General features: G+C 67.4%; 14 protein-coding genes and 2 pseudogenes. 12 read left to right on the top strand and 4 right to left on the bottom strand.

What is annotated here, in order from left to right:
• Nucleotides 1-158: 158 nt before the first annotated feature.
• Nucleotides 159-626: a universal stress protein gene (locus F3J15_RS12145; protein WP_069250393.1), complete on the top strand. Its 468-nt coding sequence runs from the start codon at nt 159-161 to the stop codon at nt 624-626.
• Between the two features lie 103 nt (nt 627-729).
• Nucleotides 730-1,476, top strand: a complete 747-nt coding sequence (gene fnr, locus F3J15_RS12140; protein ID WP_085038217.1) for a fumarate/nitrate reduction transcriptional regulator Fnr — start codon at nt 730-732, stop codon at nt 1,474-1,476.
• A gap of 53 nt (nt 1,477-1,529) precedes the next feature.
• Here fnr and F3J15_RS12135 read toward each other — a convergent pair whose 3' ends face one another.
• Nucleotides 1,530-2,423 (bottom strand): LysR family transcriptional regulator ArgP, encoded by an 894-nt coding sequence (locus F3J15_RS12135; RefSeq protein ID WP_069250391.1) that lies wholly within the window; start codon nt 2,421-2,423, stop codon nt 1,530-1,532.
• A gap of 110 nt (nt 2,424-2,533) precedes the next feature.
• On the opposite strand from F3J15_RS12135, the gene F3J15_RS12130 reads away from it, so the two are divergent.
• The 3 genes and pseudogenes from F3J15_RS12130 to F3J15_RS12120 all read left to right on the top strand — a co-directional run.
• Nucleotides 2,534-3,154, top strand: coding sequence for a LysE/ArgO family amino acid transporter (locus F3J15_RS12130; protein WP_089428680.1), 621 nt, complete (start codon nt 2,534-2,536; stop codon nt 3,152-3,154).
• A gap of 384 nt (nt 3,155-3,538) precedes the next feature.
• Entirely contained in the window at nt 3,539-4,486 is a 948-nt protein-coding gene (locus F3J15_RS12125; RefSeq protein WP_166891174.1) for an aldo/keto reductase, read from the top strand.
• A gap of 94 nt (nt 4,487-4,580) precedes the next feature.
• Nucleotides 4,581-4,697, top strand: a pseudogene (locus F3J15_RS12120) (GMC oxidoreductase); the annotation flags it as partial.
• An 82-nt stretch (nt 4,698-4,779) separates the two neighbouring features.
• On the opposite strand, the gene F3J15_RS12115 reads toward F3J15_RS12120, so the two are convergent.
• Nucleotides 4,780-5,760, bottom strand: a complete 981-nt coding sequence (locus F3J15_RS12115) for a helix-turn-helix domain-containing protein (protein WP_166891172.1) — start codon at nt 5,758-5,760, stop codon at nt 4,780-4,782.
• A gap of 178 nt (nt 5,761-5,938) precedes the next feature.
• Between F3J15_RS12115 and F3J15_RS12110 the strand changes: the two genes are divergently transcribed.
• The 5 genes from F3J15_RS12110 to F3J15_RS12090 all read left to right on the top strand — a co-directional run bounded on the left by F3J15_RS12110 (nt 5,939) and on the right by F3J15_RS12090 (nt 10,895).
• The gene (locus tag F3J15_RS12110; protein ID WP_166891169.1) at nt 5,939-6,472 is read left to right on the top strand and encodes a 2,4'-dihydroxyacetophenone dioxygenase family protein; all 534 of its coding nucleotides are present in this window, start codon (nt 5,939-5,941) and stop codon (nt 6,470-6,472) included.
• Nucleotides 6,473-6,490: 18 nt separating this feature from the next.
• Nucleotides 6,491-7,795, top strand: coding sequence for an MFS transporter (locus F3J15_RS12105; protein ID WP_166891166.1), 1,305 nt, complete (start codon nt 6,491-6,493; stop codon nt 7,793-7,795).
• A 1-nt stretch (nt 7,796) separates the two neighbouring features.
• The gene (locus tag F3J15_RS12100; RefSeq protein WP_166891163.1) at nt 7,797-8,918 is read left to right on the top strand and encodes a 2,3-butanediol dehydrogenase; all 1,122 of its coding nucleotides are present in this window, start codon (nt 7,797-7,799) and stop codon (nt 8,916-8,918) included.
• Nucleotides 8,896-9,618 (top strand): SDR family oxidoreductase, encoded by a 723-nt coding sequence (locus F3J15_RS12095; RefSeq protein ID WP_166891160.1) that lies wholly within the window; start codon nt 8,896-8,898, stop codon nt 9,616-9,618. Before F3J15_RS12100 ends, F3J15_RS12095 begins: the two co-directional genes overlap by 23 nt.
• 185 nt (nt 9,619-9,803) lie before the next feature.
• Nucleotides 9,804-10,895, top strand: a complete 1,092-nt coding sequence (locus F3J15_RS12090) for a porin (protein ID WP_166891157.1) — start codon at nt 9,804-9,806, stop codon at nt 10,893-10,895.
• A 307-nt stretch (nt 10,896-11,202) separates the two neighbouring features.
• Here the strand turns inward: F3J15_RS12090 and F3J15_RS12085 are convergent.
• Both F3J15_RS12085 and F3J15_RS12080 read right to left on the bottom strand, forming a co-directional pair.
• Nucleotides 11,203-14,064: pseudogene (locus F3J15_RS12085) on the bottom strand (TOMM system kinase/cyclase fusion protein); the annotation flags it as partial.
• Nucleotides 14,061-15,062, bottom strand: a complete 1,002-nt coding sequence (locus F3J15_RS12080; RefSeq protein WP_166891154.1) for an FHA domain-containing protein — start codon at nt 15,060-15,062, stop codon at nt 14,061-14,063. The gene F3J15_RS12080 and the pseudogene F3J15_RS12085, both read right to left, overlap by 4 nt.
• Before the next feature lie 807 nt (nt 15,063-15,869).
• Here F3J15_RS12080 and F3J15_RS12075 point away from each other — a divergent pair.
• Nucleotides 15,870-16,580, top strand: coding sequence for a PadR family transcriptional regulator (locus F3J15_RS12075; RefSeq protein WP_166891151.1), 711 nt, complete (start codon nt 15,870-15,872; stop codon nt 16,578-16,580).
• A 38-nt stretch (nt 16,581-16,618) separates the two neighbouring features.
• On the top strand, nt 16,619-17,440 hold the full coding sequence (locus F3J15_RS12070) for a siderophore-interacting protein (RefSeq protein ID WP_166891148.1): 822 nt from the start codon (nt 16,619-16,621) through the stop codon (nt 17,438-17,440).
• Nucleotides 17,441-17,600 lie beyond the last annotated feature (160 nt).

Genomic DNA, 17,600 nt, shown 5'->3' with positions numbered 1-17,600 from the left:
GTGCGCCGCGGAAACGGAAGCGGCGCCGCCGCGCGGCACGACCGGCACCTCACTGCAAAGTCCCGGTCATTGGTTTACTCTGCCTCGCAGCCTTGCGCATTGCCCAGCCCGATCGGCCATCCGGCCGACTTCGTTTCAACCCGCCACTCGGAGACACTATGTACAAGCGTATTCTGGTTGCCGTCGACGGCAGCGACACGTCCCGCCATGCGTTCGATGCCGCGCTGGCGCTCGCGAAATCGCACGGTGCCGAGCTGCAACCGTTCTACGTCGTCGAGAACGCCGCGATCTACTACAACGTGCCCGGCTACGATCCATCCGTGCTGCGCGATCAGCTCGTCGCGCAGGGCAACGCACTCGCGAAGGATTTCACCGCGCTGATGCAGGCAGCGGGCGTGAAAGGCGAGACGAAGCTGGGCGAAGCGACGTCGCTCAACGACGTGTCGTCACTGATCCTCGACGGCGCGAAAGCGTTCGGTGCCGATCTCATCGTACTCGGCACGCACGGCCGCCGCGGGTTCCGCCGTCTCGTGCTCGGCAGCATCGCCGAGCAATGCGTGCGCCACGCGACGCTGCCCGTGCTGCTGATTCCGGCTGCCGCCAACGTCGACGAACCGGCCGCGTAAACAGCGTTCGGCATGCGCGGGCAGTCGCGACGTTTTGTCACCCGACAGCGCCAAGTTGCGGTGGGACAATGATTCCGTCGATTCAACGCCGGAGTAAACGATCATGCTGACGCCCGTCGCCACACGTCCCGCCGCCACGCCTCATGCCGGTAGCTGGGCTCCTCGCCAGGCCGCGCACTGCTCGTCGTGCGCAATGCGGCACCTGTGCATGCCGCAGGGCCTGGCGCCCGAAGCGCTCAGTCGCCTCGAGTCGGTCATCTGCGCGGCGCGCCCCGTCAAGCGCGGCGAAGCGTTGTTCCGCGAAGGCGACGCATTCGACAACCTGTACGCCGTGCGCTCGGGTTCATTGAAAACCGTCGCGACCCGCCACGACGGCCGCGAGCAGGTCACCGGCCTGCATCTCGCCGGCGAAGCGCTCGGCCTCGACGGCATCTGCGACGACACGCATCCGCGCACCGCGGTCGCGCTGGAAGACAGCTCGGTCTGCGTGATTCCGTACAGCGCGCTCAAGACGCTCTGCTCGGAAGCCGGTTCGATGCAACTGCGCATGCACAAGCTGATGAGCGAACAGATCGTGCGCGAAACGTCGCAAACGATGCTGCTCGGTTCGCTGAATGCCGAAGAACGTGTCGCCGCATTCCTGCTCGACGTCTCGTCGCGCTACCTGAAGCGCGGTTACTCGCCGTCGGAATTCAACCTGCGGATGACACGCGAAGACATCGGCAGCTACCTCGGCATGACGCTCGAAACGGTCAGCCGCACGCTGTCGAAATTCCAGAAGCGCGGCCTGATCGAAATGCAGGGCCGCCACGTCCAGATCGTCGATTTCGACGGTTTGCATCACGTCTGATGTGATGCCGCACGGCGCGCCCCTCTCGCGCGCCGCCTGCGTCACGCGATCGGTCAATCGAGAAACAGCGCGGCGCGCGCCTTCAGCGCCGCGCTGAAATCGTCGAGCCAGCCGATCGACAAACGCCAGCTCTGCCAGTAAAGGTCGATGTCGATCGTTCGCCCGCGCGACATGTCGACCAGTTCACCCGCCGCCAGTTGGCGGTCGACCATCCGGTCCGGACACATCCCCCATCCCAATCCCGTTTCGCACGCACGCAGGTAGCCCGCGACGTGCGGTATCCAGTGCTGCGGCGGATCGAGATCCGCGCGCGTCACGCGCCGGATGAAACGCGCCTGCAGCCCGTCCTTCGGATTGAACATCACGCACGGCGCGCGGCGCAGCGCATCGCGCGTGATGCCCGCGTCGAAGTAGCGTTCGTAAAACGCCGGCGAGCACACCGCGCGATAGCGGATGCGCCCGAGCCGCTCCGACCGACACCCCTGGATCGGCTCCGCCTGCGCGGTCACCGCGCCCTGCACGCTGCCGTCGCGAATGCGCGACGCCGTGTAATCCTGGTCGTCGATCACGAGGTCGAGCAACGTCTCGCGCTCCGTGCAGAACGGCCCGACCGCGTCGATGAACCACGTCGCGACGCTGTCGTCGTTGACGGCCACGCGCAACGTCGGCCACGCGCTCGCGATCTGGCCCGGCAACGCCGGCATCCGGCCCCCCAGCTCGGCCTCGAGCAGTTGCACGCGCTCGGTATGCCGGCACAGCAGCGCCCCCGACGTCGTCGCAACGCATGGCTGCCCGCGCTTGACGAGCACGCTGCCGACCCGCTCCTCCAGCAGTTTCACGCGCTGCGACACGGCCGATGCCGTGACGTTCAGTTCCTTGGCCGCCCGCTCGAACGAGCCGTGCCGGATCACGGCCGCGAGGGCATCGAGCAACGCGTAGTCGAGCATTAGATTTCCTTAATCGGCATTAGGTGATTTAGCTTCTCTTATTTTCAGGCTGACCGCAGACTAGCGCTACCCGATTCATCCGTCCACTGCTTCCACTGTTGTCACCCACCATGAACTGGCTCGCTTTTTCCCACGGCGCCGTACTCTGCGGATCGCTCATCGTCACCATCGGCGCGCAGAACGCATTCGTGCTGCGGCAGGGCATCATGCGCTCGCACGTCGGCAAGATCGTGCTGCTGTGCGCACTGTCCGACATGATCCTGATCGGCGCGGGCGTCGGCGGCGCATCGGTGCTCGTCGAACGCTATCCGACCTTCGTCCACGCGGTGCTGTACCTCGGCCTCGCGTATCTCGCGTGGTTCGGCATCAACGCGCTGCGCCGCGCGTTCAAGCCGGGCCACGAAACGCTCGACGTGCGCGGCGACGCGGTCGCGCCGCCGCCGCAGAGCGGCCTCGCGATCGTGCTGATGACGCTCGCGTTCACGTGGCTCAACCCGCACGTGTATCTCGACACGTTCCTGCTGATCGGCACGGCCGGCGCACGCGAGCCGGAAGGCGCGCGGCTCGCGTTCGCGATCGGCGCGATGTCGGTCAGCGTCGTGTGGTTCCTCGGGCTCGGCTACGGTGCGCGGCTGCTGGCACCGTGGTTCCGCAAGGCCATGGCGTGGCGCGTGCTGGATGGCGCGATCGGCAGCATGGTGCTGTTTCTCGCGGCGGTGCAGTTGCGCTGACCGGTTCACCGTCGCACGGGCGGCCGCTCGCCGCCCATCGTCCCGCCCGCTCCGGCGCCACGCTGGAGCATCCCTTCCCGCCCTTCCACCCGCTCCCGCCCACGCGCGGTTCCGCGCCCCGCCGCGCCAGCCGCAACAAAAATCGGTTCCCGATCGAACGCAGCCACGCGAAGCGCTCACGCAACGGCCGGGGTGTCCGTCAACTGCGTCAAACCGCCTGCCATCGCGACGGCGCGCCGCCTGCACGAATCGGAGCGATCGGCGAGAATGTCCGGCGTCCCGCGACAACGGCGTGACCGCACCGCGTACCCCGTCGTCTCGCCGTGATCGTTGCGGCCCATCCCGAAGTTCCATTCCGTCACCCCGCAGATATCGGAGCAGAACATGGCACTACGCACCCTCGGCACGTCGACCATCCAGGTTTCGCCGCTCGCGTTCGGCGGCAACGTCTTCGGCTGGACCGTCGACGAGAACACGTCGTTCGCGCTGCTCGACGCGCTCGCCGACACCGGCATCAACTTCATCGACACGGCCGACGTCTATTCGGCCTGGGCCCCCGGCAACAGCGGCGGCGAATCGGAAACGATCATCGGCAAGTGGCTCAAGCGCTCCGGCAAGCGCGAACAGGTCGTGATCTCGACCAAGGTCGGCCTGCTGGCCGCGCGCGCGGGGCTGACCCGCGACAACATCCTGAAAGCCGCCGACGATTCGCTGCGCCGCCTGCAGACCGACTACATCGACCTGTATTTCTCGCACAGCGATCTCGCCGATACGGCCCCGCTCGAAGAAACGCTCGGCGCCTATCAAACGCTGATCGACACAGGCAAGGTGCGCATCATCGGCGCATCGAACTACAGCGGCGCACGGCTGCGCGAAGCGGCCGACATCAGCAAGCGCGACGGCCTGCCCGCGTACCAGGTCATCCAGCCAGAGTACAACCTGCTCGACCGCGCCGACTACGAGCGCGATCTCGAACCGGTCGTGCGCGACCTGAAGCTCGGCGTTGTCAACTATTACGCGCTCGCGAGCGGCTTCCTGTCGGGCAAGTACCGCAGCGAGGCCGACCTGAAGAAGAGCGTGCGCGGCGATCGCGTCGCTGGGTATCTCAATGAACGCGGGCTGCGTATCCTCGCCGCGCTCGATGCGGTGGCCGAGAAGCACGGCACGCAGCCGGCCGCGATTGCGCTCGCCTGGCAGATCGCGCGGCCAACGATCACCGCGCCGATCGCGAGCGCGACGTCGCTGGCGCAGCTGGAATCGCTCGGCGATGCGATTCGCGTTCAGCTCGATCAGGATGACGTTCGCCGGATAGACGAAGCCAGCGCGAGCTGAAGTCGCTGGTAGCAGGCCGGTCGATCGGATCGCGCAGTCCGTGCGTCGTCGTCGAATCCGGCGCGTTCGTCGACAACACCGGCAGCGGCCGCCCATCGACGGATTGCGGATTTGCGATGCGTCGGTGATGCCGCGCATCGTGTCCGGCAACACGAACGCGCCGACGATCATGATCGCGGAGCGCTGTGCGGAGTTCATGCTGGCGGAGTAACGCAACGCCGCACGCAGGCGCTTTCGTTCACGACAATAAAAAACGGCGCGTGAGACACGCGCCGCCACATCAACTGCCGGAATCAGCCCCCGTCCGCCCGCGCCGCGTCGCGCAGCGCCATCGGCGACGCACCATAGCGATCGCGAATCGCACGGCTGAAGTGGGCCTGGCTCGAAAAGCCCCAGCGAAACGCGATCTCGCCAACGCTCGTCTTGCGCAGCCGCGCATCGGTCAGCTCGCGATGCGCATGCGACAGCCGCTCCGACCAGATGTGCTGCGTGATCGACTCGCCTTCGGCCGCGAAAAGCCGGCTCAGATGCCGCAGCGACAGTCCGACCGCGTCGGCGACGGCCTGCGGCCCGAGCTCCGGGTCGCCGAGATGCGTCGCGACGTACTGCTTCGCGGTCAGCAGATACGACAGCGACGCACGCGACGTGCCTGCACCGTTCACCTCCGCATCGATGAGTTCCGCGATCAGCGTGCGCGTGTGTTCGGCGAACCGCGCAGCGTCACGCTCGACCGGATCCTTCATGAAGCGCTCGACGTTCGCGCGCAAGGTCGCGCCGAGCATCGCGCCCGCGCCGGGTTTCGGCGCGATCCGCAGCGGCAGCGCCGCCAGTTCCGCATCGAGCCGGTCGTCGAACGTCGTGATCGGAATATCGATCAGCAGCTGCCGCATCGGCGTCAGGAATCCGAACAGATAAGGGACGCGCGTGTCGTAGACGACGACATCGCCGGCGTCCGCGAGCAGGCAACGGTCCCGCTGGATGAAATACGCGCGCCCGCTCAGGATCTGGCACGCGAACAGCGACTCCTTCGGCAACTGGCGCACCAGCGCGGGGCTGCGCTCGATCACGTGATCCTGGCCGCTGATGTCCGCGATGCCGAGGCCCGGCAGCGCGATATCGGTCTTCTCGACCTCGAGCCCGGCCGGCGACAGCGACGAACAGCGCAGCCCGACCAGCGTCGCCGCATTGAACGCATCCCAGTACGCCATCCTGTCGCGCACCGGCACGTCGGCCGTCGAGCCTCGCGTGCGGGAAAAAACGGTCGTATTCGTCACGTCGCCTCCTGCTGGCGCCTGTCGTGCGGAGCAGCACGGATTGGGGGATGGTTCGTCCGGAATTTGTTGCGATGCAATGTCCGGCGCGATCAAGCAATGCGTCCAGCCCAGTCAAGAGCGGCGCGCACCGGCTGGCTAAAGTCGAGCCCACGACACCCCCTATACCAGGAGACAAACCGTGGTCGACAAAGCCGTAGCCGAATTCTGGCAAAACATTCCGCCGATTGCCAATCCGTTCAAGCCCGATGCACTGCCCGAAGCGTACATCGCGAACGCGGCCACCGACGACGAGCGCTATTACGTTCCGTTCACCGAAACAGTTTCGTCGCGGCCGCTGTGGATCTCGCCGTCGCAGAACAAATGGTGCGACATCCTGATGGCCAAGGAAGCAGGGCTCGTGAACCGGCACTATCACCCGCACGAGGTGTTCGCTTACACGCTGTCGGGCAAGTGGGGTTATCTGGAGCACGAATGGACCGCGACGCGCGGCGATTTCGTGTACGAAACACCGGGCGAAGGCCACACGCTCGTCGCGTTCGATCACCCGGAGCCGATGCGCGCGTTCTTCATCGTCAAGGGGCCGCTGATCTGGCTCGACGAAGCAGGCAATCCCGACGGCTACTTCGACGTGCATTCGTACATCGCGATGTGCAAGGCGCATTACGAGAAGGTCGGCCTCGGGACGCAAGCGATCGAGAAGCTGTTCCGCTGACGCGCGGCGAGGCTCACCATGACATCCCCTTCCTCCTCCCGATCCGCGTGGACGTACGAGAACAGGCTGCTGCTGATCCTGTTCATGACGTTCGGCTTCGTGTTCTTCGACCGCCTCGCGCTGTCGTTCCTGTTCCCGTTCATGTCGGCCGAGCTGCACCTGACGAACACGCAGCTCGGCATGGTGTCGTCCGCGCTCGCGCTCACGTGGGCATTGTCCGGCGCGGCGACGGGCGCGTGGTCCGATGCGCGCGGCACGCGCAAGCCGCTGCTGATCGCGGCCGTGCTCGGCTTTTCCGTGTGCTCGGCGCTGTCGGGGCTCGTCGGCGGCTTCGCGAGCCTGATCGCGTTCCGCGCGCTGATGGGCATCGCCGAAGGCCCCGTGCTGCCGCTGTCGCAGTCGCTGATGGTCGAAAGCTCGACGCCGAGCCGCCGCGGGCTGAACATGGGCCTGCTGCAAGGCTCGGCCGCCGGCCTGCTCGGCGCGATGATCGGCCCGCCGGTGGTCATCGGCATCGCGACCACGTACGGCTGGCGCGAGGCGTTCTACGTGTCGTGCATTCCGGGCTTCCTGATCGCGTTCTGCATCTGGCGCTGGGTGCGCGAAGTGCCGCCCGGCGGCGTGCGGCACGCGCAGGCCGAACCCGCCGGCGCACCGGCCGCGAGCGGCGCGACCGTCAGCCGCTGGGCATTGCTGAAGGAGCGCAACATCCTGCTCTGCATGTTGATCAGCTGCTTCTTCCTGACGTGGTTCATCGTGATCATCTCGTTCGCGCCGGTGTTCCTCGTGGAAAGCCGCCACCTGTCGCCTTCCGACATGGGCGTCGTGATGACCTGCCTCGGCGCCGCGTGGGTGTTCTGGGGCTTCGCGGTGCCGGCGATCTCCGACCGGATCGGCCGCAAGCCGACGATGATCGCGTTCGCGCTGATCGCGGCCGTGTGCCCGGTCGTGATGATCCATGCCGGCTCGCTGTGGGCGCTCGGCGCGCTCGTGTTCGCCACGTACACGGGCCTCGGCTGCTTCACGCTGTTCATGGCGACGATCCCGGCCGAAACGGTGCCGCCGCGCGCGATCGCCAGCGCGCTCGGCCTGATCATGGGCGCCGGCGAGCTGATCGGCGGCTTCGTCGCACCGACCGTCGCCGGCTTCGCCGCGGACAAGTACGGCCTGCCGTTCGCGATGTGGACGTCGGCCGCCGGCGCGATCCTCGCGTGCGTGCTGTCGTTCGGCCTCGTCGAGACGGCGCCCGCCGTGCTGCGCAAGCGCGCACTCGCCGGCTCGGCCGCGAGCCGCCTCGATGCACAAAACCTCGGAGGCCACTGACATGCGGGCACTTCAATGGCATGGCCCGCGCGACGTCCGTCTCGTCGAAATCGACACGCCGCGCGTCGGCCCCGGTGACGTGCGCATCGCGGTCGCGTACTGCGGAATCTGCGGCAGCGACCTGCACGAATATGCGGACGGCCCGCACGCGATTCCGGTCGACACGCCGCATCCGCTGTCGCGCCGCACCGCGCCGCTGACGCTCGGCCACGAGTTCTGCGGCACCGTCGTCGAAGTCGGCGACGGTGTGACGGCGCTGCGCGCGGGCGATCGCGTCGCGGTCGAGCCCGAGTATCGCTGCAGCCAGTGCGCGTATTGCCGCTCGGGGTCATACAACCTGTGCGTGTCGATGGGCTTCGCCGGGTTGATGGGCGACGGCGGCATGGCCGACTTCGCGGTCGTGCCGGCGTACATGCTGCATCGCCTGCCTGATCACGTGAGTCTCGAACAGGCCGCGGTGATGGAGCCGGCGGCTGTCGCGCTGCACGCGTTGCGGCGTGGCGAACTGCGGCTCGGCGAGACCTGCGCGGTATTCGGGCTCGGGCCGATCGGCCTGCTGCTGATCATGCTCGCGAAGCTGCAGGGGGCGACCACGATCGTGGCCGTCGACGTCTCGCCCGAACGGCTCGCGGCGGCCGCGCGCTTCGGCGCCACGCATACGTTCGACGCGCGCGCACTCGGTGCAACCGCGCTGCAGGACGCGATCCGCGCGGCCACGGGCGGGCTCGGCGTCGATGCGAGTTTCGAAGCGGCCGGGCTGCCGGCCACGTTCGAATCCGCGATGCAGGCACTGCGCAAGGGCGGCCGCGTCGTGATGGTCGGCCTGATGCCGCATGCCGGCTTCGACGCGTTCCGCGCGGTCAACGACGAGCTGACCTTCACGGCGAGCGTCGGCTACCGGCATGCGTACGAAGACCTGCTGCGCATCGTCGCGTCGGGCGCGCTCGACCTCACGTCGATCGTCACGCGCACCGTGTCGCTCGAAGACGCCGTCGCCGACGGCTTCGACGCGCTGCTCGCCGACCGCGCGCAAATCAAGATCCTCGTTTCACCCGCGCAACGGCCAGCCCGTCGCGCACACACCATCGGGAGCGTCGAGCATGAGTCGTCAGTGGGCGTTTGAAGGCAAGACCGTCGTCGTGACGGGCGGCACGTCGGGCATCGGTGCGCGCACGGCGATGCGGTTCGCGGAAGCCGGCGCGTCGGTCGTCGCGCTCGGGCTCGATGCGGCCGGCCCGCATGCGCCCGTGCATTTGGGCGTTCGCTGCGTGGAACTCGACGTGACCGACAGCGATGCGCTGACGCGCACGATCGCGGCGCTGCCGCGGCTCGACGTGCTCGTCAACGGCGTCGGCATCAGCCGGCACGCGGACGAATACCGGATGGACCAGTTCGAGCTCGTGCTGAACGTGAACCTGACGTCGGTGATGCGGGCCTCCGACGCCGCGCGGCCGGCGCTGTCGGCGCATGGCGGGAGCATCGTCAACGTGGCGTCGATGTACACGTACTTCGGCAGCAAGGACCGCCCCGCGTACAGCGCAAGCAAGGGTGGCATCGCGCAGCTCACGCGCTCGCTCGCGCAGGCGTGGGCCGAGCGCGGCATTCGCGTGAACGCGGTCGCGCCAGGCTGGATCGACACGCCGCTCAGCAGCGGCCTGATGGCCGACATGCACGCATCGCGGCGCATCCTCGAACGCACGCCGCTCGGGCGCTGGGGCACGGCCGACGAAGTCGCGGACGTGATCCTGTTCCTGTGCTCGCCCGGCGCGTCGTTCGTAACCGGCGCGGTCGTGCCGGTGGATGGCGGGTATTCGACGGTCTAGCGCGCGGCTCGGCTGACATCGGCTGGCATCGGCGAGGCCGCGACTTCTGCCGATGCCCGTCACCAACCGGCTTCCTTCGGTTGCCACTGAACCGGGATTCATCCGGTTCGACCTTGTTCAAATCAATCAGTAGTCCAATCAAAAATATCCGCCCCAATCGGAAACATGTGAGGAGCACATTGGAGATGACGAAAAAGACCTTTCTGGCGCTCGCGGCATGCGCCCTTCCCGCCGTGTCGTTCGCGCAGAGCAGCGTGACGATGTTCGGGCTGATGGATGCCGGCATCAGCTACGTCAGCAATCAAGGCGGCCACGGCGCCGCGAAGTTCGACGACAACATCTTCTTCCCGAACCTGCTCGGTTTCGAAGGCAAGGAGGATCTCGGCGCGGGCACGCGCGCGATCTTCCGGCTCGTCAACCAGTATTCGCTCGGCAACGGCTCGCTCATCGGCGGCGGGCTGTTCGCGCGCACGGCCTACGTCGGGCTGCAGAACGACCGGTACGGCACGCTGACGCTCGGCAACCAGTACGAGTTCATGGTCGACGCGCTGGCCGCGAGCGGCAACGAGATCGCGCAGGATCTCGTCGGCCTGTACGGCTTTCGCAACGGCCCGTTCGACAAGCTCGCGCTCCCGAACAACCCGACCGGCGCCTTCGACTGGGATCGCGTCGCGGGCAGCAATCGCGTCGCGAATTCGGTCAAGTACACGAGCCCGTCGCTGTCGGGCCTGACCTTCGGCGCGCTGTACGGCTTCGGGAACGTCGCGGGGTCGGTCGGCGCGAACAACACGGTCAGCGTCGGCGCGAGCTACGACAACGGCCCGTTCGGCGCGGGCGCGGCCTATACGAACCAGAAGTACGGCGCGACGGACGGGCTGCCGCCGACCAGCGTGCGCAACTGGGGCGCGGGCGTGCACTACACGCTCGGCACGGTCACGGGGAAAGCGCTCTTCACGACCGTACGCAACGCGCAGAACGGCGCGGGCGCATGGTCGGCGGAAGCCGGCGCCGCATGGCGGCCGTCGCCGGCGTGGGTGATCGGCTCGAGCTACACGTACATGAAGGGCAACGACACGCTCGGCAACGCGCACGCGCACCAGCTCCTGGCCGCCGTCCAGTACTGGCTGTCGAAACGCACGATGGTGTACGTGGCGGGCGTGCATCAGCGCGCGAACCACGGCAGCAACGCACAGATCAACGGCGTGATGGATGCGAACGGCGCGTCGAGCGGCGCGCTGCAGTCGATTGCGCGGATCGGGTTCAGCACGCGGTTCTAGGCCGCGGCCTCAGCGGATCCTGTGTCCGGATCGCCGGACGACGCAGGCGCGGAGTCGGCCGCCCACCGACCGGATCGGAATGTATGCGTGCAGCCGGAACCCCCTCGGCGCAATAGGCGCGCAAAAGCGTGAACGATGCGCCAGCTCCGGTGTTGAAGGGCGTACTCGGTTGTCACGGGGTTGTCTCCAGATTATTGAAGGCCGATCCGGCGCTGAAAGCCGGATCGGCCTATCTGGCCCACTGCAGGACGCGGGTTGCGGCGCCGCTGGGACATCCATGCATCGAATGCAGGATTCACATGCACGTGCGCGCGAAGTGTCCGTCGACGCCGTTCGCTTGCGCACCAGCGCCGCGATCCGCTTGCGCGGCCAGCGCGCGGTTGACTCGCGCATGGTTGGCGCGCCGCACGGCCGGCGGCATCGACGCGTACGCCGCGTCGCGGATCAACGCATGGCGGAACGAATAAAACACGCGATCGCGCCGATGTTGCGCGTACATGATCCGCTCTTCGAGCAACAGCTGCAGGTGCGCGTCGAGCGTGACGCGATCATGCGGCGAGGCCGCGGCCAGCAGTTGCGCATCCACCTCGAGCCCGATCGTCGCGGCGAGCTGCGCGGTGTCGCGCGCGTCGTCGATCCGGTCGAGCGCGTGACCGAGCATTCCGCCGAGACTGAGCGGAAGCGGGCACGGGTCCATCGTCCGCAGCCCCGCGAGCGAGCCGTCCGCGCCGCTCATCGTCAGCTCGCGTGCAACGGCCTCGATGAACAGCGGAATACCCGCCGTACGATGGACGAGTAGGTCGAGCCAGGCCGGATCGAGCGCGCCCTGGCCCAGGTGCGCCGACATCAGGCGCCGCGCGTCGTCGCGCGGCAGGCGGCGCAGTACCAGGCGTTCGGTGGCGCCACGCCAGCGCGCGAGCCTGGCGGGTCGCGACGTGAGCACGATGCAGAGCGCCGCCGCGCGCGGCGAGCGCTGCAGGTACGCCAGAAAATCCTCGGTCGAGCGGTCGATCCACTGGACATCTTCGACGACGAGCAACACCGGCGCGCCATTGCCGAGCGACACGATCAATTGCTCGAGCACATCGAACAGCGCGTCCAGTTCGCGCGCGCTCGGCCACCTCACGGCCTTCGCATCGCAGGGCAGCCCCAGCCAGGTCGCGAGCGCGACACGGGCCGCCGCACGGTCGCATTCGAGCGCCGCGAGCATCGCGTCGATCGCCGCGTGCGTGATGTCGGCCGGACTGTCGGCATCGAGTTGCCAATGCGCGGCGATGAACCGCAGGATCGGAAACAGCGCATGATTCTCCCGCTCCGGCAGGCACCCGCAATGCGCGAACGCGTGGCCCTGTGTCCGCACTGCCTCGCACAGCCCGTGTACGAGGCGCGACTTGCCGATTCCTGCATCGCCGACGACGAGCCTCGGCACGCTGCGTATCGCACGACGATGGTGTGCGTGCGTCGCCTGCCACGCGCGCAGCAGCGCATCGAGTTCACGCGTACGGCCGATCATCGGCGCCCGCATGCCGCCGTCGAGCGAATCGAATGGTGTGTCGGACCGACGCTCGCCGAGCAGTTCATGCACCGGCTGCGGCGCGAGGCCTGCCCGCGCCAGCCGCAACCCGGTCGGCCGGAAGTCGGCATGCCGTTCGAGCGCGAACCGCGCATCGTCGCTGATCAGGATCTGCCCGGGCCCGGCCAGCCGCAACAGCCGTGACGCGGCGGCCGGCGTCGATCCGCCCGCCCTCTGCGCCGCATGCGCGAGAACCTGCCCGACGTGAATCGCAGCGGCCACTTCGACATGCCAGCCTTCGCCGCCGACGGCATCGCGGGCGTCGGCCGGTACCGGCAACCGCGCGTGCCCGGCCACCCGCACCATGTCGAGTGCCGCACGCGCCGCGCGGCGCGCGGGCCAGTCGAGATCGCCTTGCAGGCCGAAATGGAACAGCAGCGTATCGCCGAGCCGCTCGTCGACCTGCGCGCCATAGCCGACGGCGATATCGGCGCACTTCGTCAGCCATTGCGCCTCGTAGCGGTCGAGCAGGGCGCCGTGATCGGTTCCCGCATGGCGTTGCCGGCCGTCTCCGGCGATCGTCACGCAACAGCACAGCGTGGTGACCTGCCGGTATTCGCCCGCCGTTGCGACCGCATCGCTGCGCGGCGCGAACGGATGCGGCCGTGTGCGCCGGCTTGCGCGGCCGGCATCGAACGGGCCGACGAGCGCGGCGAAATTGAGCGCGCGAAACTGCGCCGCGAGTTCGTCGGCCGAGGCGGCACGCTGCGCCGGATTCTTGCCCAACGCGTGCCGCAGTACCGAGCCGAGCGGATGCGACGCGATCGACGGGGGAAGCGCGACATCCACCGGGCTGAGTTGCTGATAAAGAATGTCGGCCACGCTCGCGCCCTGCATCACGACTTCGCCCGTCAGGCATTCGATCACGACCAGGCCCCACGCATACAGGTCGCTTCCGGGCGTCGGCGGTTCGTTGCGCAATTGCTCGGGCGCGCAGTATGACGGCGAGCCGATCACGTCGGCCGCGAGCGTCGCCGCCTGGGGCGCGATATCGGTCGCGCCGGGCAACAGCGCGCCGATCCCGAAATCGAGGAGCTTCGCGTGCGGCCCATCTTCGGCCATCGCGAGCACGATGTTTTGCGGCTTCAGGTCCCGGTGCACGATGCCGCGGCGATGTGCAGCCGCGAGCGCATCGAGCACGTCCGTCATCAGCCGTCCGGTGTCGACGGCCGACAGCGGCCCCTGTGTTGCAAGCCAGTCGTGCAGGGTCTGGCCCTGCACGCGTTCGAATACGGCGAACAGCCGCCCGTCGGGCGCTTCCCCCTTGTCCAGCAGCGCCACGATGTTCGGGTGCCGCAGCGCCTCGCACAGGCTCGTCTCGTGCCGGAAGCACATGCGCTGGCGGTCGCGCTCGGCTTCGGTCCGCGCGACATCGTCCCGCATCAGCTTGATCGCGACGTCTTGCCCCGTCTCGCCGCAGGTCGCGCGAAACACCACGCCACTGCCGCCTTCGCCGAGCAACGCACCGAGCCGGTAATGCCGCTTGCCGGCCAACGTCGCGAAAGGCGCGGCGGGCCGCTGCGATTCTCGCGCATGAGGCACGACACGTGCGCGTGTCGCGGTCGGCAACCCGGACTGTCGTTCTTGCGCGTTCACGAGCAATGGACGACCTGATCCGGCACCGGACGATGCATGCCGATGCGCGGCTCGACGCCCGGCACCGACTGGCATTCGAGTCGCTCGCCGCGCATGACGCGGAACGGGAAATCGCCGAAGCGGACGCTGCCGCGCCGCCGCTCGACCAGTTGACTCGCGTCCAGCCCCGGCAGCGCCGCGAACTGGCTCCGGGCGCGATGAATCTGCACGTTGAGATGGGACGTATCGATACCGAGCATGCGCGCCAGCCGGTCGAGTTCGATCCAGCCTTGCGTGGCCGTGTCATAGCCGGCCTGCATGTCGGCCGAGCGGGCGCGGGCGAGCGTGACGAGACTGTAGTGATGCGCGCGCTCGCCGAGATCGACCACGCCGCCGCGAACATGCAGCAGCGCACGCGCGTGCTCTTCGTCCCGGCTGACGAGGAATTCGAGCAATCGGGCCGGTGCGGCCGGATCGGCAGGCGCGCGCAGCGTCATCGTCGAGCCGTGGCGCACGAGCGCCACGCGCCACGTGACGTCGCCCGTCGACACTTCATCGCCGTCATGGAGCGCGCGCGGCGGCAACGTGTCGTCGCACAGCCAATCGCCGGCCGGCGAACGGACGATCGTGACCGGCTGCGCGGCGTGGGCAGCCAGGATCTGGCGCGGTGTGAGCACGATCGGATGCACGGCGCCCCGTACCGGCCACAGCGTATCGGCCGGATCGTCGAGCGCATCGACGCGCCAGGGCGCGACACCCGCCCTGCCGAACCGGATCACGTCGCCTCGCTGCAGCACCGCGTGCTCGCCGTCGCGCAACGGCACGCCCGATACCGACGTGCCGTTGCTGCTGTGATCGTGGAGCTCCCATTGCCCGCCGACCCAGCGGATATGGGCATGGACCCGGGACACCGACGCGTCGCGGATGACCGTATCGCAGCGCGCGGCATCGCGGCCGAACACGTGATACGCGCGGAGCAGGCACGCTTGCCCGGAAGAATCGTTCTTGAGTATCGCCATGACTGCCCCGTATCGGCTTCGCCCGGATCGCTCGAGTAACGCGTCGACGCCCGGAAAGCGACTGATTCAATGATCGCGAACGGTGTCGACCGTTCGCCGCCTCGTTACCAGTTTCTCCGTCAGCTTCCTTTCGAATCGTTGCTCATCCGGCGTGTGTTATTTCGACTGATTGAATAGCCGGTCATTTTGTTGTTTTAAAACCGAGCAACCTGATGAAAATCCTGCCAAACAAAATCATGCGTCGCAATCGAAATGCTCAAATCCCGCTTTGATATTGCAATGCTTTACATTCTCAACGAAGCCTCACTTCAAATATAAAGGGTCGAAAATCTTCATCGCCTCGTGATCCAATACAGGCTTGCGTCAAGCAGAAACACATTGAATGACGGGGTGCATTTAAACACCTTTGCCGGCGCGGAAATTTTGTTTGATCAAAAGAAAATAAATTAAATAGTTCAAACGATTTAAATAATGCCCACCGGTGTTTTAGTAGATCGCATTACGTGAATTACTGCGAAGCTCAGCTCCGTCGCAGCCAATGTCTCGCGGTGTCGCCGGCACGCGGATACATGCCGGCACGCCACTGCACCACGATCAACGGCTGGCGAAGGCTGCAGAAGCCGGCAAGGCATCGACCGTCCGATCATCGTGGCCGACTCGCCCGCGAGCCAGATGACGCACATCGACGGCAACCTCCGCCGCAAGCGGCCCTCCTCACCCCACCATCCAGCCCCCAATAAATCCCCTTGACGACCTATCTTTCGATATATATCTTTAGATATGTTTTACGACATATAGGACTCGATCATGCGACACAACCCTTCCCGCGGCCATGCCCGATGCGACGGACATGGTGCGCATGCCCGCCCTGACTGGTTCGCCGGTCTCTGGTACGCGATCGGCCGCCATCGTCGCGGCCACGATCCGTTCGGTGGCGGCCCGTTCGGTGGCCGTGGCGGGCGCGGCGGCTTTGGCGATTTCGGCGACGACGGCATGCCGCGCGGCCGCCAGTTCAGCTCCGACGATCTCCAGCTGCTGTTGCTCGCGCTGGTCGCCGAGCAACCGAGCCACGGCTACGAGCTGATCAAGGCGCTCGACACGCGTTCGAATGGCTTCTACAGCCCGAGCCCCGGCATGGTGTATCCGGCGCTCACGTATCTCGAAGAAGTCGGCTTCGTCGCATCGCAGGCGGAAGGCAACCGCAAGCGCTATGCGCTGACCGACGCCGGCCGCGCGCATCTCGACGCGCAGCGCGAACGCGTCGACACGCTGTTCGCACGCCTCACGCACCTCGCGCGCAAGATGGAGTTCATGCGCCGCGCGTTCGCCGGAGAATCGGCGGGCAACGAAACGCCGGACGAAGCGCAAGCAGGCTGGCTGCCGGAGTTCGTCGAGGCACGCCTCGCCCTCAAGCGCGCGCTGCTGCACAAGAGCGCCGCCGACGCCGACGAACAGCGCCGCATCGCCGCCATCATGCGCCGCGCGACGGCTGAAATCGAAGGCGGGTCCGGCGCGTAATCCGCGCCGCCCCTTCAAACCCTAAGGAGAACGGATTGATGCAGAACACATCCGACCGCACCGTGACCCGCGTGCGCCACACCCTGAAGTTCCGCTTGCTGCAAGTCCTGCGCGTGCACGCCGTGACGCCGCACCTGCTGCGCGTCACGCTCGGCGGCCCCGATCTCGCGGATTTCGAATCCGCGTCGTTCGACGATCACGTGAAGGTATTTTTCCCGCCGCCCGGCGCTGAACGGCCCGTGCTGCCGACGCTCGGCGCCAACGGTCCCGAGTTTCCGGAAGGCGAACCTAAGCCGGTCGCGCGCGACTTCACGCCGCGCCGCTTCGACCGCGCCGCCGGCGAACTCGACCTGGAATTCGTGCTGAACCACCCGGGTCCCGCGTCGCAGTGGGCCGCCCAGGCACGTATCGGCCAATGGCTCGGCATCGGCGGCCCGCGCGGTTCGTTCGTCGTCCCGACCGGTTTCGACTGGCACCTGCTGATCGGCGACGATACGGCGCTGCCGGCGGTCGCGCGGCGTCTCGAGGAATTGCCGGCCGGCGCGCGTGTAGCCGTCGTGATGGAAGTCGCGGATCGCACCGCGCAGATCGCGTTCGACACGCCCGCCGACGTGCATGAAATCTGGCGCTTCCGCGCCGAAGCCGACGCGGCGGACGGCGACGCGCTGTTGAACGCCGTGCGCGACCTGCCGCTGCCGCCGTCCGGCGACGGCTACGTGTGGGCGGCAGGCGAAGCGCTGTCGATGCGCGCGGTACGCCAGCACCTGACCGGCGAGCGCGGCGTCGACAAGTCGCGCATCCGTGCGGCGGCCTACTGGAAGCGCGGCGCGGCGGCCGTGCACGAAACGCTGGAAGACTGATGGATGGGGGTGCCCGGCAAACGGGTACCCGATCGAGATTGACCGGCCGATGACACAATCGTGGCGTCGGCGCACCAGCGGGCTTGGCACCGCAATCGCGACTGGTATATATCTGTGGGTGCGACGCCGCTGTCGGGCGACAGCCGCCGCAGCCCGCCCA

It is taken from the genome of Burkholderia sp. Ap-955, from assembly GCF_011753045.1.
Taxonomy (GTDB): Bacteria; Pseudomonadota; Gammaproteobacteria; order Burkholderiales; family Burkholderiaceae; genus Burkholderia; species Burkholderia lata_D.
The sequence above is the reverse complement of the archived record's forward strand: the minus strand, read 5'-3'. Positions and strand labels throughout refer to the sequence as shown.

Coding starts and splice junctions, on each gene's coding strand:
- fnr (WP_085038217.1), top strand. CDS start 730: ATGCTGACGCCCGTCGCCACACGTCCCGCCGCCACGCCTCATGCCGGT.
- F3J15_RS12135 (WP_069250391.1), bottom strand. CDS start 2,423: ATGCTCGACTACGCGTTGCTCGATGCCCTCGCGGCCGTGATCCGGCAC.
- F3J15_RS12130 (WP_089428680.1), top strand. CDS start 2,534: ATGAACTGGCTCGCTTTTTCCCACGGCGCCGTACTCTGCGGATCGCTC.
- F3J15_RS12125 (WP_166891174.1), top strand. CDS start 3,539: ATGGCACTACGCACCCTCGGCACGTCGACCATCCAGGTTTCGCCGCTC.
- F3J15_RS12070 (WP_166891148.1), top strand. CDS start 16,619: ATGCAGAACACATCCGACCGCACCGTGACCCGCGTGCGCCACACCCTG.
- F3J15_RS12095 (WP_166891160.1), top strand. CDS start 8,896: ATGAGTCGTCAGTGGGCGTTTGAAGGCAAGACCGTCGTCGTGACGGGC.
- F3J15_RS12080 (WP_166891154.1), bottom strand. CDS start 15,062: ATGGCGATACTCAAGAACGATTCTTCCGGGCAAGCGTGCCTGCTCCGC.
- F3J15_RS12075 (WP_166891151.1), top strand. CDS start 15,870: ATGCGACACAACCCTTCCCGCGGCCATGCCCGATGCGACGGACATGGT.
- F3J15_RS12100 (WP_166891163.1), top strand. CDS start 7,797: ATGCGGGCACTTCAATGGCATGGCCCGCGCGACGTCCGTCTCGTCGAA.
- F3J15_RS12105 (WP_166891166.1), top strand. CDS start 6,491: ATGACATCCCCTTCCTCCTCCCGATCCGCGTGGACGTACGAGAACAGG.
- F3J15_RS12145 (WP_069250393.1), top strand. CDS start 159: ATGTACAAGCGTATTCTGGTTGCCGTCGACGGCAGCGACACGTCCCGC.
- F3J15_RS12090 (WP_166891157.1), top strand. CDS start 9,804: ATGACGAAAAAGACCTTTCTGGCGCTCGCGGCATGCGCCCTTCCCGCC.